The organism is Sphingobacterium sp. NPDC055346 (assembly GCF_053645235.1).
Genome location: NZ_JBSHMI010000009.1, coordinates 1 through 16,545, shown reverse-complemented (window position 1 = coordinate 16,545; position 16,545 = coordinate 1). Strand labels below are relative to the sequence as shown.

Genomic DNA, 16,545 nt, shown 5'->3' with positions numbered 1-16,545 from the left:
TTTTAGATTTCAATTTTTAGATACTTAATGTTTTCAACACCCTCCATCCCTTTTTTCAGATTCGATGCCGCGAAATGTAGAGCTGTCTCAGTTACTTCAAGGGCTTTCTCTTCGTCATAGATCCTGACACCATTGACCTCCACATACAAATCCTCATCCGGACCGGGGTTTGTTTGCATAGTTTCTGGAACCTGCTCTTTTGACTTCCGTGTAGAGGCCAATTGCACGCTTTTTACAGGCTCCTTGCTTTCAACCTGGACACTCGGCCCCTTCAACTCAACTAGCTCTGCAGGAGTGCTCTTTGGCGACTCCACGTCCAGAGCCTTAGGACTTTCATGTGATACAGCAACTTTATTGATTGCCTGATTATCCTTTTGATCATTGAATTGACGGATCAAGAAAAAACCCAACAGCAATGAAGCCGCGATGCTAGTCAGCATGATGATCCTTCGAGACAATGGAATAATTTTCTTCTCAGCTGGCATTTCTTTTTCGGCCAGATCCATAAAGCTCTCAAAATCCCAGTCCATCTTTTCCTCGGGTTTTCTGAGCATGGAAAAGAATTCTTCATCTTCCAACTCTTTCAGCCTACGTTCTTCCTCCAGGGAAGATTTTCCTTCCCAGTATTTAGCTCTCAGCTTATCCAATTCTTCTCTTTTCATATTCAAAAACCTTAGTTAAGTTTATTCTTATGCTGTTTCTAGCTCTTGATAAATTCACCCTGACTGCATTTTCTTCAAGTCCTGCCATCTCGGCGATGTCTACGATTTCATACTCTTCAATATCCCTTAAGTACATCACCAACCTTTGCTTTTCCGGCAATTCATCGATCATTTTCAAGATTAGCTCTTTGGTCATCGCTGGATACTTTTCTTTTTGAACATCTGCGGACAATTGATTTAGATATTTCGCATGCCTTCCCAGTTTATCAATTTTGTTGTAAGCCATATTCCTGACCATTTGCATGGCAAAAGCTTCAATACTTTTCAACTGTGTCAATTGACCCCTCTGCTCCCACAGTTTCAGCATCACCTCTTGTACCAGATCATAAGCGTCTTCCTGATGTTCCAGAAACCTATTTGCAAACCGGTAAAGCTTATCCTTCAGGACAAATACCGTATTTTTAAAGGTCTCTTGGTTCATCATTATTATTGCTTATTTATTAACAAGACAGACTACGCTGCCCTTCTATTACATCAAAAAATAAAAAAACTGAAAAATAACCATAAATCACTTATTTTCAGCAACAAAAAATGCCAGAAGAAATTCTCCTGGCATTTAATTCTTTTGAAATCTACCTATTTCTTTTCATCTGCCGAAGGTCCATACAAACCTGGTACAGGAATATCTAACAACCTTAGGTAAACACTTAACTGACCTCTATGATGGATCAAATGATTATTGATGACAAAGCGAAGAGCGCCTAGTTTTGGCATTTCGCCTACCACATAGGTATCCACCCTCATCGTCCATTTGCTGAACCAATCCTCCTCAGGAAATTCATCTAAAGTTTTTTCATTCCTTTTATAGCCTTCATCCAATGATTTCTTAAGTTCCTCCACACTGCTCGGGTGAAATGGTTTATAGTCTGTTGCTAGGTTAAAATCGTTCTTCGTCAAAGCATCAGAAACCCAGTTATGGAGCTCAACAATATGCCCTGCTAAATTGCCTAATGACATGGATTTTTCATGAGGTTTAAAAGACAAGTCCTCATCTTTCAATCGATCTAAGATCCTTCTTGTGTTATTGGTTTCGCGCTCCAATTCTACCAAAAATCCTTCTTTAATGCTCATATAAATAATGTATTAATGTTAACCTAAGTTATCAAAAAAAGTATAACTTTAACCTTATTAAACTAAATTAAAAAACCTATCCAAATGAAGAAATTATTAATTCTTTGTATCCTTTTCCTCCTATTGGGTATACAAAGCAAAGGTCAGGATGCCAATGCCGATTATGTAAAAACGCATTATGACAAAACCGAACAGTACATCACCATGAGAGATGGTACACGGCTGTTCACCTCAATCTACAGCCCTAAAGACAAGTCGAAGAAATATCCTATCATGCTGAACCGAACTCCTTATACCGTTGCCCCCTATGGCGAAGGGAAATTCAAGGCCAGTTTAGGGAATTTTCCAGAGATGATGAAGAATGGCTATATCTTCGTCTATCAAGATGTACGTGGTAAATGGATGAGTGAAGGTACTTTTGAAGACATTCGCCCAACTAAAACCAAAGAAAACAAACATACAATTGATGAAAGTACGGATACTTATGACACCATAGATTGGTTGGTCAAGAATTTAAAAGGCAACAATGGTAAAGTTGGGATATATGGTATCTCCTACCCTGGCTTTTATTCTACGGTTAGTTTGGTCGGCAGTCACCCTGCCTTAAAGGCGGTTTCTCCACAAGCTCCAGTTACAGACTGGTTCATAGGCGACGATTTTCATCATGGAGGAGCCCTGTTCTTGGCTGATGCATTCCGATTCATGTATTCCTTTGATGCCCCAAGACCAAAACCTATTACCAATGAAAATGGACCAAAAGGATTCCAATTACCATCAAAAGACCTTTACAAATTCTTCTTGGACAACCCAACCCTATCTGGATTAAAGAATGAATATTTAAGCCATACCGTTAAGTTCTGGGACAATTTGGCTAAGCACAGCACCCTAGACACATTCTGGGTAGCAAGAACTATCACCAATCACCTAAACGACGTTAAACCTGCTGTAATGGTGGTTGGCGGGCTTTATGATGCAGAGGATACCTATGGCGCCTTTGAAACCTATAAGCAAATCGAAAAACGCAACAAAAAGAACAATTCCATTTTGGTCATGGGACCTTGGTTCCATGGCGGATGGGTTCGTGGAGAAGGTGATCATTTTGGTGACATCCGCTTTGGACAAAAAACAAGCTTGGACTACCAAAAGAAATTTGAAGCACCTTTCTTCGAATACTATCTAAAAGGTGAAGGTTCCTTCAATCCTGCGGAAGCCAATATCTTTTTCACAGGAGCCAATGAATGGAAGAATTTTGACCAATGGCCACCAAAGGATGCTCATACAAGTGAACTTTTCCTGAATGCAAACGGAAAGATTTCAAAGGCAGCAGACGATCAAGCTGAATCCTTCGTGGAATATGTGAGTGATCCAAAAAAACCTGTTCCATTTCAAGAAGGACTGATTGAAAACAGAACCAGGGAATATATGATCGCAGATCAACGTTTCGTGGCAAATCGCCCAGATGTAATTGTATTTGAGACTGAAACATTAACATCAGCTATCACCATGGCAGGTCCGGTTGTTGCAGACCTCAATGTATCCATGACGGGTACCGATGCAGACTTTATCGTTAAGATCATCGATGTATATCCAGACACTACTTCTGCAACATCTGCAGTGAACGAAAAGGTCGTAATGCCTAATTACCAAATGTTGGTAAGAGGAGAAATCTTACGCGGCAAGTTCCGTAATAGCTTCAGTAATCCAGAGGCATTCAAACCTAATGAAATCACGCCTGTGCGTGTTGTGCTTCCAGATGTAGCCCACACTTTCAAACCAGGCCACAAAATCATGGTGCAGATCCAACATACCTGGTTCCCATTAGCGGACAGAAATCCCAACCAATTTATGGATATCTACAAGGCTAAGGCTGAAGATTATATCAAGAACACCCATAAGTTATACTTTGACAAAAACCATCCAAGTAAAATCAAATTTGAAACTCTTGGAGATTTCAAGTTGTAAACTGGAAAACAATAGAAAGGGACGATTTAATTTCGTCCTTTTTTTTATGTCTTTGAAATACCATTCACAATTATTTGCACATTTATTGTAACGATTAATCTTGGTCATATACTTACTATTTGAATTTACACTAAAACAATATGAAAAAACTCATTCTTACTGCAATGGCATTTATGATGACTATTGCCTTATTTGCCCAGAACAAAGAGACATTCCTTTGGAAAATTTCCGGAAACGGGTTAAAAAAGGATTCGTATGTCCTTGGAACCATTCACATGGCATGTGGTCCTGATTTCAAAATGGAAGACAAAATAAAAGAAGCCGTAAAAACAACTGACCGTATTGCCCTAGAACTAAATGCTAGCAATCCAGAAACTGTAAAATCATTACAGGCCCATATCGGACCAGTACCAGGTTTCTTTGACGGCTTGGCTCCAGAAAAGAAACAACTGATCGATAGCGTACTAACCGCCAAGAACCTATCTCCAGCGATGTTGGATCAGGTAGGCCCAGCGGTCCTTATTTCACTTTTATCCATGCAGGCATTCGATTGTCAAGATCCTAGGGATATAAAATCCATGGAATTGGAATTGTTGAAATTGGATGGAGCTGCTGGCAAACCAGTTGACGAATTGGAAACAGCAGAATTTCAGATCAATCTCATGAACGAATTCTTCAAGGCGGAAGACCTTTATACCTATTTGAGGGATTTAGATAAAATGAAGGAACAAACTAAACAATTGGTTTCAAAATACTTCAATAATGAAGTTGGGCAAGTGGAAGAGTTGTTATTTAAGACATCTTCAATGAGCCCTGAAAAAGAGGAAATGATGTTGACCAAAAGAAACCAAGAATGGATAAACAAAATGCCTGAAATGATGAACAACAACTCAACTTTCTTTGCAGTTGGTGCAGGTCATTTATTAGGCAAAAATGGTGTCATTCAATTATTGAAGGACAAAGGATATAAAGTGACCCCTGTTCTTTAATCCAACGAAATAACCCTAAAAAAGCAAAGCGCTGATCGAATTCGATCAGCGCTTAATAATCAATCTGTTGTTTATCTATGATTTGACGATGCGTTTTACTTCATCGAACTCATCCTGAATTTCCTGACTCACAGGTTTTGATAATAAGGAAACAATGACAATGGTCAAAAAGCTCAAAATAAAGCCAGGGATCATTTCATAAACCTCCTTATAGTTGTGCGGAACATATACCCACAATAAAACTACGGCACCTCCAACTAACATTCCAAGCAATCCTGCCATAGCTGTGGTCCTTTTCCACAACAGGGATAATAATACTATCGGTCCAAAAGCTGCTCCGAATCCTGCCCATGCATTTCCAACCAAATTCAAAATACTATCTTTCGGATTTAGGGATAATAAAAGAGCAATTACTGCAACGATCAAAACAGACAGCCTGCTGACTTGCAACATGGTCTTTGCGGATGCTTGCTTATTGAAAAAGGTCCTATAGATATCTTCCGTCATGGAACTTGAAGTCACCAATAATTGAGAAGAAATGGTACTCATAACTGCAGCCAAGATAGCAGACAGCAAGAATCCACCGATCAATGGATGGAACAACACTCTGGAGGTATAGATAAAGATGGTTTCAGCCATCTCTTTTGAACCATCAAATTTAGTCATGGTAGCCGTATCAAATTTGGCTAAATAGGCAATACCAAATAGACCTACCAACATAGCTCCTCCCACGGTAAAGATCATCCAGGTAATCCCGATATTTCTTGCTTTTGGAATGTCCTTAACGTTATCAATAGCCATAAAACGAACCAAGATATGCGGTTGACCAAAATAGCCTAAGCCCCAAGCAAGTAAGGAAACTATGGAAATTGTGGTTGTCCCTTTAAACAAATCAAGGTAATCTGAATTTTTAGTATCGATAATATTAAAGGTTTCACCCAATCCACCGATCTGGGTAACCATCACGATAGGCAATATCACAAGAGCCGTAACCATAATGGTACCTTGCACGAAGTCTGTTAAGCTCACAGCTAAGAAACCGCCCAAGAAGGTATATAGAACCACGACAAAGGTCGTTACATACAAACCAGTATAATAATCCATATTAAAGGCCGATTCAAATAAACGTCCTCCTGAAACCATACCTGCAGAGGTATAAAGTGTAAAGAACACTAGAATAAATACAGAAGATGCGATTTTTAGCAATTGGGTCTTATCATGAAACCTGTTTTCAAAGAAGACAGGGATGGTAATGGAATTCTTGGCAACCTCCGTGTAAACCCTCAACCTTGGCGCTACTAAAACATAATTTAGAAATGCTCCCGTTGTCAATCCAATGGCTATCCAAGAACTGGATAATCCAGCGGCATACATGGCGCCGGGCAATCCCATCAATAACCAACCACTCATATCCGCAGCACCAGCTGACAATGCTGTTACTGCAGCGCCCATTTTACGACCTCCAATTAAAAACTCTTCTGAGTTACTCGTTGATTTCTTCCAGGAATAAAGCCCTATCAGAACCATTAATAGCATATAAAGGCCAATGGAAATTAATTCGTATGTATTCATGTAATAATTTTAATTTGTAAAGATGCTATAAAATTGCTGGAATTTCCATTCCTTTTAAACGATTAGTTAAAATATTATCCGCTTTAGCATTAGATTTCCCTAACTCCTTCAACAATTTGATGCCGTCAACCTCGTAAGGATATATTCCAAGTGCTTCGTCCAGAAGACTTAATGCTTCGTCCGATTTGTTTTCTTTTAAATTGATCAAGGCCCGGCTAACTAAATCGGATGATTTATAAAACAAAGTGGTATTCGCTTTTAATTTCTGATGAAATACCTTAGCGTCCTCCAATCTATTGTTATCAGCCAATAACCTGACTAACCTTTGGTTATATAGAGGCTCCAATCTGATCGGGTCACCACCTCTGACCATCAATTTGTCCAAGAACTCATTCAATTCCTTAGTTTTTCCCTGTTTGGCATAAACCTCAGCAAAAAGCAATTCAAACTCTGGTCTGTTTACTTGAGAAGCTTGCAAGGTACGATAGATCTGTTGTAGGTTTTTCAAGGCTTCATCATATTTTCCATTCGCAGTCAAAGCCTCAATATGTTGCGTACGGATCAAATAATTCTGTGGTTTCTGGGCCGCCAAATGTGATAGGACAGCAATCTCCTCCTCATATCCCAGCAATGATTTCTGCCAGGCTTTGAAAGTCTTGGAATCATCTTTTCTATCTCTTAAATAGGTGGATATTTCCGAACCATTTTTCACATATTCATCCGCTACATCCATGGCTTGCTTCAACATTCCGCGTTGGAAATAGAAATTCCTCAAGATTCCGGAGTTTTTAGCTTTCTCCATATAATCAACCTCGATATCATAGGCCTTTTTGAGCAAGGCTGCTTGGGCAGCTAAGTTATTAGGTTGAGTGGCCATAAGGATATTTCCCTCTACCGAATAAATAGGAGCATAATTGGCATCGATCGCCTTTGCCGCTTTCAATCGATTTGAAGCTTCATCATATTTACCTTCCGACAACAAATAATCTGCATAATCAACAAAAGCGGGTAAATATTGCTGATCATATTGTAGAGCCGTATCCAAGTAAGCATAAGCCTCCTTCAAGTCATTCTTCGCAGAATTTCTTGCCAGATTCACATAAACTTCTGACCAATTTGATGCCATGGCCTGTTTATCACCTGCCAAATATGCTTTTTCCTTGCTGATCATATCATCCAAAAAAGCATACATCTTGGGATCCTTGGTTTTCAGGTCGTTCAAGGTATTCATCGATTTAAAATCCAAGGGATGAACTTTAACCTTTTCAAAATAGGCTGGATAGGTCTGAGCTAAATATTCAGATTCATTGTTCTGCGAATAATAATCAAGGGTAAGGCCATTTTCCATGGCATTATAATAAAGCTCACGGATCTTTCTGTTCTGTTTATCCGTCAATACCTGTCCATGGAAAAGATGTACATATTCATGTAGGATTACGTTTCTTTCCTGAAAGGCACCACGTTCCACGTATTCAATGGCTGCTGCTCCAGAACCTACCCCACGGATATCCATCCACTGACGGTTGTCAAAGGTTGAATTAAACCTGAAATAAGGGGCTTTCATAGCTAAGGCCAAGTCGATGTGCAAGGGCGGTACAACAAATACACGATGCTGTTTTACCAGAAAAGGAAAATATACCGTAGAGGTATATAATTGATTCCAAGCCATACCTTTCGCAACATGACCAGGGTAATAGGCGAGATCAGGAAATACTTCCAGGAAATCGTCCATGTTGCTAATCTTAGGATTCTTTATTGCCGCACTTATACTTGGATAAGTATTTAGGTAAGGAATTCTCTTTGATTTGATTACTGCTGCCAAACCATTGTGCGCCGGTCCATAATGATGCTTTTCTTTTAAGATATTTAAGAAAATCTGCTCCGCTTTATCTAACCTCTGTTCTCGATCAGTAGCATCAAAATCACCATACAGCAGGGATGCTTTATGCATCTCCGGTAATACAGAATTTGGATGCGCTTTTACTATTTGATCCACCTTTTCAAGTGCCGCCTCAATTTTATTAGCAGTAAACAATTCATCAGCAGTTTCCAGCTCTTGTCTGATTGTTTTTTCATTTTCATCTACATAATCGGCATAGGTCAAATTGGTATGACCATTTCCCAGATGCCAATGCGACTGAAAATGCAATGGATTGAGCGCTAATGCAATTTCCCATTGGGCAACCATATCTCCTAATTGAGTGGCATCAATTCTCCTCCAAATAGCATATCCATAATAAAATCTGGCATCAGCGTTCAGCGGGTTTAACTTGAGGCCTTTTACCAAAACCTCTTCCGCATCCTTTGGTTTTTGATCCCAGAAGAAAACATCAGCTTTCAAAAAATACCCAGCCGCAAGGTTAGGCATTTTTTCAATAAGGCTATTGGCTAACGCTAAAGCTTCAGGGTACTTTTTCTGCAGCATCAAAGCTCTACCCAAAACCAGGTTTGTTTCGATGTCATTAGGATGCTTTTGCAATAGCGCTTTACTCATATGCTCAGCAGTTTCCAGTTCCCAAGCTTCAATTTTTAGAATGGCAAAGGCACGTTGTACTTTCAGGTCCGCCTGATCCTTTTTACTTAATTTTAAAAGATCCTTTTCTGCAGACTTGAAATCATTGTTAAGCCAATGGTATTTAAATTTTAAAACAGCTGCTTCTTGCGCATTGATATTTTTTCCAACTATTAATTCTTGATTCACCAAGTTCCATTCTCCGAGATCCAAGAGCTGATTTAAGGTAGCATATTTAGTTTTAGAACTTGAATGGAGTTCCTTAATGTACCTTGCTTTCTCTTGGTCAAGGAAGGTCCTGACCGCTTTCGTGTCATTGATGTAGTCTTGGGCATGTACAGAATTTACACTGACAAATAGAATAAGAATTAACCGTTTTAATAGCATAGTATGAGTGAAATAAATAGAAGCCAGCCCGAAGGGAAAGGCTGGCTCCGTTTAAAAAAAACACTAGTATTTAGCTGGTTGATCAGCTGCTGGTAAAGATTTTTTAATGAATTGACGAATATCTTCGTTCGCTTTGATTAGATCTTCTTTACGTAAGTACATCATGTGACCGCTTCTGTATCCAATCCAACTCATTCTTGATTTTAATTTACCGGAAGGATCCATTTGCCACATATTATATTTAGCATTGAAATAATCACATGCAGCATCATAGTAACCTGACTGCACCATTAAATGCAAGTAAGGGTTAGCTGCCATCGCTTGTCTTAAGTTATAACCTGTTTTGTCATTGCTACTATCCCAAGGATGAACAGGACCAAACATATTATATTTAACATCTGCTTTATAGTTCAGCTCATTAGTATAATAATAATTAATGGCCGGAGTAAATGAATGTAACCATGATGTAATTTCCGAGTTATAATCTGGGCGTTCCCCACCGTCACGGAAGTCAATTCCAATATATCTGGAATCCAAGCGACCTACAGTTTTACCTTGATCACGTAATAACTCTTTCCAGTATAATGCAGTTGGGATATCCAAATTATTCTGTGTAATTACAGTTTCAGACAATCCAGAATATTTGGAATACTGCTTGATAATTTCGGATTTTTCTGCTGCACTAATGCTAGATCCTTTCGCTATCGCTGGTAAAAGCTTTTCAATAGTGAACTTCTCTACCTCTGGAAGAAACTCTTCTAAATCTCTGTTTTGCAATTCCGGACCTAGTTTTTTATGATACCAAGCTGTAGCAGAGTAATAAGGTAAAAAGTTAGCTTTTTCAACAGCACCTTCTCTCTTAATACCTAATTCAGTAGGAGAAACCAAGATTACTCCATTCAAGTACATCCATTGTGCATTTTGTAATTCTAGGGCTAATCCAGAAACACGGGTAGTACCATAACTTTCACCAATTAAATATTTAGGGGATGCCCAACGGTTGTTTCTAGTCACAAAGGTATTGATCCATTCCGCTAGATATTTGATATCAGCATTCACTCCAAAGAAAAGAGAACGATCAGCTTTTTCATCTAAAATACGGGAATAACCGGTATTGATTGGATCAATGTACACGATGTCAGCCACATCCAAGATTGAATATGGGTTTTCCTTAACACCATATGGCTGTAATGGATAACCTTCATCATCTATGTTTAAAATTCTTGGACCTGTGTATGCCAAATGCATCCAAACTGAACCAGAACCAGGACCACCGTTGAAGGAAATTACCAAAGGTCTCTTTGCGCGGTTACTGATATCATCACGGGTGTAATAGGTGAAGTGTACAGTCGCTAAAACATTGCCTTTTTGATCCCAAACGGGTTGTGTTCCGGTCTTTGCTGTATAGCCAAATTTCTGTCCATTTGCAGTAACACTGTGTTTTGTAACAATTGTGCTATCTGCTAATGGCATTCGTTGAGCCTGCACAGCAATCGCCATAATTAGTGCTGATAAAATTAAAATGTATCTTTTCATTGTGTTTATATTGTTGATAATTGATTACAATCGAAATTTATAAATTATTGTCTTGTATCCCAAAATACTCTTTCCAGCATACTTGCTTTCTGCTTGATATTTGGGTTATTGTTTGCTTCAGATTGCGCGTACAATAATGACCTCGGAACTTCATCATAAATTGCAGTTGGTTTTTTCAAAGGTGTCAATGCAGGGTATCCAGTTCTTCTATAATCTGCCCATGGCTCACCTACTACTCCAAAATTGGCAATGTACTTTTCGGTAATGATCTGCTCCAGTTTTTGCTGATTGGTTCCTGCCAAAGTTCCCTTGCTAGCCATATAGGTAGCCAAACTTGCCGCTGGTAATTTACTGTCGTCAAATGAAGCTTTGATCCCTGCGGCATAAAAGGTTTGCGCCTGTGCTGCTGCTCCGTTCATCAATGCTGCCTCAGCACGGATAAAATTATACTCCGCAAAGGTCAACAATCGAGCTGGGGCTTCACCACCATATGCAATAGCTCCTGTTTGCAATGCACCTTTGGAATCTACCATGCTAGAATTGAAGGAGGTTACATTTCCATATAAATACTCATGTAATCTGGAATACTCACTGGAAATATTCGCATCCATTACACTGGAACCTTTATAGGTTTTTGGATTCGAAAAATAAGGGAACGGCGTAAAATACTTCTCGCGACGCGGATCTTGATTGCTGTTCATCAGATCGACGATATAGCGATTAGGCAAGAACTGATTCCGGAACTGACCCGATTCGATACTGTAAATCGGATTCTGACGTTGGGGAGAATTTAAGAAGTTCATAATGAAACCATCCTCATTGCTAGCAAAGAATTTTGCGCCTGAATTGATCAGCTCATTCATCTTGGTTTTGGAGAAGTTAGGATCTTTTGCTGAATAATGCAGGTAAATTCTCAATTTTAAGGTGTTTCCAAATTTCTCCCATTTTTCCTTGGATGCTGCCCAGCTGTTTGAAGCATAAATGGAAGTAAACGAATTTGGAGAAAGAACAGATGTCCCGGCATTGATATCTGCAATTCCTTCGTCGATTAAACGGATCAAATCTTTATAGATCAATTCATCATCGTCTACCTCTGGTTTTAAGTTCTCTTCAAACATTGAAGCATTAAAATAAGGAACATCTCCCCAGGCATCTACTGTTACTTGATATACATAAGCTTTCAAAAGTTTGGCTACGCCCGCATAATGTGGACTTCCCTCTTCGGTAGCCTGTTTGATCAAAACAGATATATCACTTAATGTCGTTCCGAAAATGGTTACCCATTCTCCATTCATATCTGAATCGTTAATATTATATCTTTCTGACTCCTTAAAGGCCACGTGGCCTTGAACTGGTCCTTGACCACTAAACTGTTGAACAAATAAATTTCCAACGCGCATTACATCACTAGCTCCAAAGAAACCGACATTTACGGTAACTGAAGGCAGTAGTTGATTAATCCCAACTTTTGTTACGTTATTAGGATCGTCATTTACATCTAAAAATGAACTACATGAGCTTACTCCTAATAATGTTGCGACTGTTAATAAACTAAATATCTTTTTCATGTTGTTTCAATTTTACAAGCTAAACCTTACACTTCCACCAATCGTTCTAGGTGTAGGACTGAATCCAAACTCCAATCCCCTCGCATTACTGATACCTAACAAGTTTTGTTCTGGATCTAGGTGTGGGAAATTTGGAGCATAGGTAAACAAGTTCCGACCATAAACCGAAATATTTACTCCTTTAATAAAGTTCTGTCCTTCCAACCATTTTGTTGGCAACTTATAGGAAAGATTAGCCTCTCTTAATTTTACAAAGGTTGCATCCAATACATACCCTTCCCAGGCTACATATTTACCTTGTAAGCTATAGTATTGTTGAGCCGAAACGTGAGTGGTATTTGCTGAACCATCTTCATAAACACCTTCGAATAGATATGGCTTATTCACATTACCGGAAGCATCAATACGTTCAAATTCCGCTGTTTCTTCTGCCACACCTTGGATTCTTAAATCTCCAATGGTTCTTGACATCACATCGCCTTTATATTTGAAATCAACCAAGAAGGATAAGGTCAAGTCTTTATAATTAAAGTCATTGGTCCATCCCAAATTGAATTTAGGGTTAGGATTTCCTACTTTTTGAACATTGGTTGTTGGCTTAGGCAATCCATTGGCATTGATGATCATTCTACCTTGGTCATCCCTTTGATAGCCATTTGACCAGATCTGTCCATATTCCTGTCCTGCTACCAATCTAATATTTGGAGAGGTAAATCCACCAATGGAGATATTGCTTACTCCCGGTGCCAATTCCTCAACAATGGATTTGAATTTTGTAAAGTTTAGACCTGATCTCCAAGTGAAGTTCTCCTTTTGCACAGGCACTAAGTTCAACATCAATTCTACACCTTTGGTCGATAAACTACCAGCATTGGTTACCATCGAGGTATAACCCGATGAAGACGGAGCAGGTACGGCAAAGATTAAGTTACGGGTATCTCTTTCGTATACTGACCCCTCAAAACTAACCCTACCGTTGTAAAATGATAAATCTAATCCCAATTCATACTCTCTCGTAAATTCTGGTCTTAATTCTTTATTCCCAGCACTATTATTCAAGGTATAACCAGCTAAGCCATTAAATGGAAAGCTTACCAAGGTTGAAACGAAACCATCAGAAGCACTTGCTCTACCAAAATAGGTATTGGTAGCATACGGTTCTGTTCCTTTACCCACTTCACCTACGTTTGCACGTACTTTAGCCATGGTCAGAACATTCGATTTCAAACTTGGGAATGCCTCTGTCAACACTAAACTCACTGCTGCTGCTGGATAAAAGATGGAACGATTTCCTTTTGATAGGGTAGATGAAAAGTCATTCCTAGCCTTCACGTTCAAGGATAAATAGGATTTATAATCCATCACCACATCCGCAAATACCCCTACTTGTCTGTTCTGATTGATGTTTCCTGAAGTATTATAGGTCAAGAAGTTACTTTGGTTATCAAAATCTGGCAATACAATACCTAAACCCGTAGACTGTAAAGTATTTCTATTGTTTGCAATCATTTCATTACCCACCGTAGCGATCAAATTCCAGTTATCAAAAACCTTCTTATTTGCCGTTAAGGTAAAATAGGAGTTGATATTTTTCATTGACACATTACGGTCTTGAACACCACCGGCTCCAGCTGAGCTCGTATTACCATTACTGCGGATACCTTTATTATCAAAGCCTTTGGATACCATACTGAAAACATCGGCACCCACTTTTAAATCGGCTGTTAACCATTCAAGAAAATCATATTTCAGGTTGATGTTACCATAGAAACGATTAACCTCATTGTTATTTCTAACATTTTCGATCGACCAGTATGGATGATCCTCTGGCGCAAACCATAATTGGTTTCCTTCCGCATTTTTAAATGGTAAATTGGTCAAATCATAACTTCTTGGTGTATAGATACCTCTCCAAAGCGGATTGGCACCTTGGTTACCAGCCTGAGTTCGATCGGATACGTTATTTACATAAGAAAATGAAGTACCTACTTTAAATTTCTCGGTAAGATCCGTTGAAGCATTGACAGAAATGTTATTTCTGGTTAGCTTATTACTAGGTATTAGACCAGTTTCAACAGTATAACCGTAGGATACGCGATAATCATATTTTTCTCCAGAACCCGTAAAGCTTAAATCGTTTACAGAACTTACAGAATTTTGTAAGATATCACTGATATTATCAGGATAGGCCTGTAGATTTTCTTTCTCACCAAACCAGTTGGTTACCTCTTGTCCAGCTATTTTTGGTCCCCAAGAACCCGTTACAGAGTTATTATAAATTCCGTTACTACCTTGCGCATATTCATTTTGAAAGGCTGGCATTCTGGAAACAATCCCAACACCTGTGTTGGTACCAACAGAAATTTGATTCTTAACTCCTTTCTTAGCCTTCTTGGTAGTAATCAAGATTACTCCGGAAGCAGCTCTCGAACCATAAAGAACGGTAGCGGCAGCACCCTTCAGAACACTCATGGATTCGATATCCTGAGGGTTGATATCCGAAATACGACTAGAATTGATAACACCGGAGTTACCTGAGTTACCACCACCAGAATTATCCAAAGGAATACCATCTACCACATATAAGGGTTGGTTACTTCCTGTGAAAGTAGAGAAACCTCTAATCGTAATATTAGAACCTCCAAATCCACCACCTGCACCGCTAACTTGTACACCTGATAATCTACCAGCAAGTGCATTGGTCACATCTGGAGTAGGAGCTTTGGAAAGCTCATCAGCTTTAACTTCTGCTACCCCATATCCCAATGTCTTACGATCACGTTTAATACCAAATGAGGTAACCACAACCTCTTCAATATTGGTGGATGAATTTTCTATCAATACAATCTTCATCTGTGAAGCTGTGTTGATTGGCACTTCCTTCGTTTCATAACTCATATGACTGATGACCAAGATCCCTTTTGCTTTCCCCGTTTGAAAAGAGAATTTACCTTCCTCATCAGACTTTGCACCTTCATTGGTGCCTTTAACCAAAATAGAAGCATTTGAAACTGGAGCACCTTGCTCATCCACTAACTGTCCCCTAACGGTAACCTGTTGCGCCAATTCAAAAGAATAATCCAGATTCGATTCTATTTTATCTGTTTTCCAAAGATAGTGAGGCGTGGCCTCAGCTTGCGCCATGAACAATATTGAACTCGAACAAAGTACAAGTTTTAAGAATTTCATAGGCTTTAGGTAATTTATGTTTGGAACGTCATTAGGTTTATTCCATCTCATAATTTAAGTTTTTATATAAATTGTTATTAGTAAATTATTGTTTTAATTATTATGCAACTAAAAGCAGCTAAGGTGGCAATGATTTGTTTTCCATAAACATCATAAAATAGGTTAATTCAAAAAAAGCTTAATATTATATAATAGGTCTCCACACCTATCTGATTAATTAAATTGAAATGTCGGCAAAGTGAAATTTTGGCTTATCGGCTAATTATTGAATCCAAGATATAAAAAAAAATAATCCATAAAATAGTCGAGATAAAGATATTTTGGAAGTTGAATAGATAAGTAAACGAATGGACAAAATAGGTTTATATCCAAAATTAAATTACGTCACAAACTTGCTATAATCTATCAAAAACGTAGATTTATTATCCATATCCAGTAAAAGCAAGGAGGTATATGGCCAAAACCATACATTTATTGAAAAATGTTAAATATTGGACAACCCTTGAAAATTAAAATTATATAACTAATATTAACCTTAGGATTTATTAAATTCTAAAAAGCATTCAGTAAAAGTTCCTGTGATTCATTTTCCTAATAGAATAATATAAAAGTAGCGGAAAGATAGAAGGTATTTGGAAGGAAGGATAGGTTTGCATCAGGATGGAAGGGATGGTTTTGAACCAGGATGCAAAGGATGAGAGGATGGACCAAGAACTGGAAACGGACCAGGATTTATGGGATTAGAGGATATTCCAGGATCATGATTACAATATCCCACGTGGAAGGCCCTAATACCGTATTTTCGCAACACAATGCGCCCTAAGCTGACCTTGACCGTGATGGACAATATCCCGCCCTGAACGGCTCCGGTACCTTATTGGCGTATGGGCATACCCACCGGCATGCCCTTCCCTGCTGCACGGATATATACATATAGAATACCCCCTAAAAACAGAAAGCCCGCTGTCTGTTGACAGCGGGCTCCCGTATAAAATTAGGCACCGACCTACTCTCCCACCTGTTACGGCAATACCATC

General features: G+C 38.8%; 10 protein-coding genes. 2 read left to right on the top strand and 8 right to left on the bottom strand.

Annotation, left to right across the window (positions count from 1 at the left end; all coding sequences use genetic code 11):
• Positions 1-2: 2 nt before the first annotated feature.
• From ACWICE_RS17055 to ACWICE_RS17045, 3 genes are all read right to left on the bottom strand, one after another.
• Complete coding sequence (locus ACWICE_RS17055; protein WP_454298853.1) at positions 3-662, bottom strand: hypothetical protein; 660 nt, start codon at positions 660-662, stop codon at positions 3-5.
• Positions 640-1,146, bottom strand: coding sequence for an RNA polymerase sigma factor (locus ACWICE_RS17050; RefSeq protein ID WP_454298852.1), 507 nt, complete (start codon positions 1,144-1,146; stop codon positions 640-642). The genes ACWICE_RS17055 and ACWICE_RS17050 overlap by 23 nt, the downstream gene beginning before the upstream one ends.
• A gap of 152 nt (positions 1,147-1,298) precedes the next feature.
• The gene (locus ACWICE_RS17045; protein WP_254530219.1) at positions 1,299-1,793 is read right to left on the bottom strand and encodes a DinB family protein; all 495 of its coding nucleotides are present in this window, start codon (positions 1,791-1,793) and stop codon (positions 1,299-1,301) included.
• An 84-nt stretch (positions 1,794-1,877) separates the two neighbouring features.
• Between ACWICE_RS17045 and ACWICE_RS17040 the strand changes: the two genes are divergently transcribed.
• Both ACWICE_RS17040 and ACWICE_RS17035 read left to right on the top strand, forming a co-directional pair.
• Positions 1,878-3,755: a CocE/NonD family hydrolase gene (locus tag ACWICE_RS17040; protein ID WP_454298851.1), complete on the top strand. Its 1,878-nt coding sequence runs from the start codon at positions 1,878-1,880 to the stop codon at positions 3,753-3,755.
• 140 nt (positions 3,756-3,895) lie between these two features.
• Positions 3,896-4,744, top strand: coding sequence for a TraB/GumN family protein (locus tag ACWICE_RS17035; RefSeq protein WP_185218517.1), 849 nt, complete (start codon positions 3,896-3,898; stop codon positions 4,742-4,744).
• Between the two features lie 75 nt (positions 4,745-4,819).
• Here the strand turns inward: ACWICE_RS17035 and putP are convergent, their stop codons facing one another.
• The 5 genes from putP to ACWICE_RS17010 all read right to left on the bottom strand — a co-directional run bounded on the left by putP (position 4,820) and on the right by ACWICE_RS17010 (position 15,559).
• Complete coding sequence (gene putP / locus ACWICE_RS17030; RefSeq protein ID WP_313261111.1) at positions 4,820-6,316, bottom strand: sodium/proline symporter PutP; 1,497 nt, start codon at positions 6,314-6,316, stop codon at positions 4,820-4,822.
• Positions 6,317-6,341: 25 nt separating this feature from the next.
• Positions 6,342-9,215 (bottom strand): tetratricopeptide repeat protein, encoded by a 2,874-nt coding sequence (locus ACWICE_RS17025; protein WP_454298850.1) that lies wholly within the window; start codon positions 9,213-9,215, stop codon positions 6,342-6,344.
• A gap of 63 nt (positions 9,216-9,278) precedes the next feature.
• Positions 9,279-10,751: a S10 family peptidase gene (locus tag ACWICE_RS17020; RefSeq protein ID WP_313261109.1), complete on the bottom strand. Its 1,473-nt coding sequence runs from the start codon at positions 10,749-10,751 to the stop codon at positions 9,279-9,281.
• Positions 10,752-10,795: 44 nt separating this feature from the next.
• The gene (locus ACWICE_RS17015) at positions 10,796-12,319 is read right to left on the bottom strand and encodes a SusD/RagB family nutrient-binding outer membrane lipoprotein (RefSeq protein WP_254530229.1); all 1,524 of its coding nucleotides are present in this window, start codon (positions 12,317-12,319) and stop codon (positions 10,796-10,798) included.
• 12 nt (positions 12,320-12,331) lie between these two features.
• Positions 12,332-15,559: a SusC/RagA family TonB-linked outer membrane protein gene (locus ACWICE_RS17010; protein WP_454298849.1), complete on the bottom strand. Its 3,228-nt coding sequence runs from the start codon at positions 15,557-15,559 to the stop codon at positions 12,332-12,334.
• Positions 15,560-16,545: the final 986 nt, after the last annotated feature.